This window comes from Arthrobacter sp. zg-Y750 (assembly GCF_020907365.1).
Lineage (GTDB): Bacteria > Actinomycetota > Actinomycetes > Actinomycetales > Micrococcaceae > Arthrobacter_B.
Map to the genome: position 1 here is coordinate 1 of NZ_JAJJOC010000015.1, position 2,826 is coordinate 2,826.

A 2,826-nucleotide genomic window follows, 5' to 3' on the forward strand; every position below is an offset into this window, starting at 1 on the left:
CCGGGAGCCGCCGTCGACGGTACCGGCACCCGCCTGGAACACAGCGAGCGTGCACCCCGCACCTGACGCATCCTTGGTACCAGCCTGGCCTTTAGCCGACTGGTGTTCAGACCCTGCTTCTTCGGTTGTCCGTTCGGCGTTTCCGAGCTGATCCATGCCTAAGGATTTCACCCGGCACTGACATTTCCGGGGCCAAAAGAGGGCCAAAACGACCCTACGGAAAACTCCAAATACTCGTCTTTCGGACGCCACTACCTACCTTTATCTCCATGGTCCCCCGCCCCCGTCACACCCGGAAAACCACCAACGCCGCATCGAAAAACAGATCAGCCCCGCCGGTTTCCCGGCGAGGCTGATCTGCTTGCTGTTTCTACTGCCGCAGTTATCCCCGCTGCAGTTAGAGCTTGCCCTCTTCGGAGCGGCTCGGCACCGGCTTGTTGTCGGCGTCGTACTGGTAGATACCGATAAACGCTTCCGTCGGGTCGCCGTTCTCATCGAACGTGACCGGGCCGGAGTAGCCGTCGTAGTCAATGTCGCCGCCGCCCCGCAGGATGGTCACGCAACCGGCGAAGTCGTAGCACTTTTCGCCTTCACCCGAGACACCCTGCAGTTCGGCTGCCATGGCCTTGCCGTCGGTGCTGCCGGCCGCTTCGGAGGCCAGCGCCAGCAGGGTAACGGCGTCATAGCTTTCACCCGCGTAGGACCAGTCCTTCAGGGCCGGATCGATCGCCAGCAGGGAGTCCTTGAAGTTATCCGAGGCGAACGGACCGGGAATGGTGCCCTGCGCCCCTTCAAGCGTTCCGGCGTCCAGGCTGTCGCTGTAGTCCGAGGTGTTGCCGTCCACAAAGAACATCTGGCTGGCGTCGATACCCTTTGACTTCAGGAGCGGAACAATGCTCTTGGCCTGGTCGAAGCTGATGATCACCACGGCATCCGGCTTCGCAGCGGCAATGGAATCCACCTGGCTGCTGAACTGGGAATCGCCTTCATTGAACATCTCAGAGGCCACTACCTGGCCACCTGCGTCTTCCACCGACTTCTGGACGTTGCTCTGCAGTCCGGTTCCGTAGGCATCATTGAGGACAATCATGCCCACCGTCTGCGCACCGCAGCTCATGATGTAGTTGCCCAGGGTGCGGCCCTGCATGACGTCGGACGGAGCGGTGCGGAAGTACAGGCCGTTGTCATCCCAGGTGGTGAAGTCCGGCGAGGTGTTCGCGGGAGAGAACTGGATGACACCGGCGCCGGTGATGTTGCCGATAACAGTCTTGGACACGCCCGAGGAGGCGGCGCCCACAATGGCGCTGACATCCTGGCTGAGCAGGTCATTGACCGACTGGGTGGCGATATCCGTGGTGGTGTCGCCGGAGTCGCGGTGGACCACCTCAACAGGCTTGCCCAGGACACCGCCTGCGTCGTTGATCTCCTTGACAGCCAGGTTGACGCCGGCGATTTCCGGCGGGCCCAGGTAGGCAAGGGAACCCGTTGTCGGGAGCAGGGACCCGATCTTCAGCGGAACGTCGGTGGTGCCGGTGGACGCGGGAACGGCCGAGGCATCCCCCTTGGCTCCCGGATCGCTTCCCGTGCCTCCTTCGCCCTCGGGGCAGGTGAGGACCGACGCCGCTGCGGCGTCGCTCGAACCGGTGGACTCTTCCGAAGTGGATTCGGAGTTGTTGCCGCCGCAACCGCTGGCGAACAGGGCAAAGCCCAAACCGAGGGCGGCAATCTTAGCGGTGCGGGCGTATCCGACGCCCAAGCCCAGACCGCCGGAATGGCGTAGTGCAGTCATAAAAGTTATCTCCCCGATCGAAAGGCGGGTGCCTTTGACGCAACACCAGGTGTTCCTGATTAGAAGAAAAGCTAATGGAACATTGTGTCGAATATAAGAGCCTGCGGTTACAGCCTTGTAACGCTCGTCACATTTAGGCCTTCGCGCCCTTGCGAGTAGGGGCCGTCCAGCCCTATACGATGGCTTTATTACGCTCATTTGGGGGAAAATTGCACATCCGGTCTCTAACCGCTGCCGCTTCCACGCTTACTGCCGCCAGCCTGCTCCTTCTCGGCGCTGCAGCGCCGGCGCAGGCACTGTCCTGCGCACCGGGTCTGGTGCCCGCCGTCGTGGACGGTGTGGAGACCTGCGCAGCAACCGGCGATCCCGCACCCTACAACCCCGGAGAAAGCAGCTACGACCCGGCAACGGGCAACTACTCCGAGGCGGTTCCGGCTCCCCCCGGGCTCGAGCTGCAGCCGTCTTCACCGGCCCCTGATCCCGTCCCGACGCCGGCTGACTCCAGCGCTGCCGCCACTGCTCCTGCCACAGCTCCGGCTGGAGGCGGCGCAGTTCCGGCTCCGGTGCGTGCGCCTGCTCCGACGACGGCGCCCCCTACGTCGCGGACGCCTGTCCCGTCGCCGTCGGCCACCCCTGTGTCCGGCTCTGAACGCTCATCCGCGGTCCTGCCGGCCGCAGCCGCCGTCGTGATTCTGGGCGGGCTGGCCGGAGCCCTCCTGCTGCGACACCGCAACCGCTCCGCACGGGGCCGCAACGAGGGCTAGGGCGCTTCCCTGCCGGTGAACTGCCTGCCGGTGGAACCGCATGCCGGCTTCGCTGTACCCCAGGTCGGACTCGAACCGACAACACACCGATTTTAAGTCGGTTGCCTCTGCCAATTGGGCTACTGGGGCCTGGACAATTGCCTTCCAAGCGTACTGGAAAGCCGCGGAGGGCGGGAAACACGGCAGCGGGGGGGGGGGGGGGGGGGGGGGGGGGGGCGGGGGGGGGGGGGGGGGGGGGGGGGGGCGGGGAGGGGGGGGCCGGACGGCGGCGGG

General features: G+C 64.8%; 2 protein-coding genes and 1 tRNA gene. 1 reads left to right on the forward strand and 2 read right to left on the reverse strand.

From position 1 onward, the window contains the following. Positions 1–397 precede the first annotated feature (397 nt). Positions 398–1,789, reverse strand: coding sequence for an ABC transporter substrate-binding protein (locus LOC57_RS10850; RefSeq protein WP_227914472.1), 1,392 nt, complete (start codon positions 1,787–1,789; stop codon positions 398–400). Between the two features lie 209 nt (positions 1,790–1,998). On the opposite strand from LOC57_RS10850, the gene LOC57_RS10855 reads away from it, so the two are divergent. Further along, on the forward strand, positions 1,999–2,553 hold the full coding sequence (locus LOC57_RS10855; protein WP_229959682.1) for a hypothetical protein: 555 nt from the start codon (positions 1,999–2,001) through the stop codon (positions 2,551–2,553). Between the two features lie 55 nt (positions 2,554–2,608). Here LOC57_RS10855 and LOC57_RS10860 read toward each other — a convergent pair. Continuing rightward, a tRNA-Leu gene (locus LOC57_RS10860) sits at positions 2,609–2,682 on the reverse strand. Positions 2,683–2,826 lie beyond the last annotated feature (144 nt).

Excerpts from the sequence above, each read along its gene's own strand:
- LOC57_RS10850 (WP_227914472.1), bottom strand. The coding sequence starts at position 1,789 with ATGACTGCACTACGCCATTCCGGCGGTCTGGGCTTGGGCGTCGGATAC.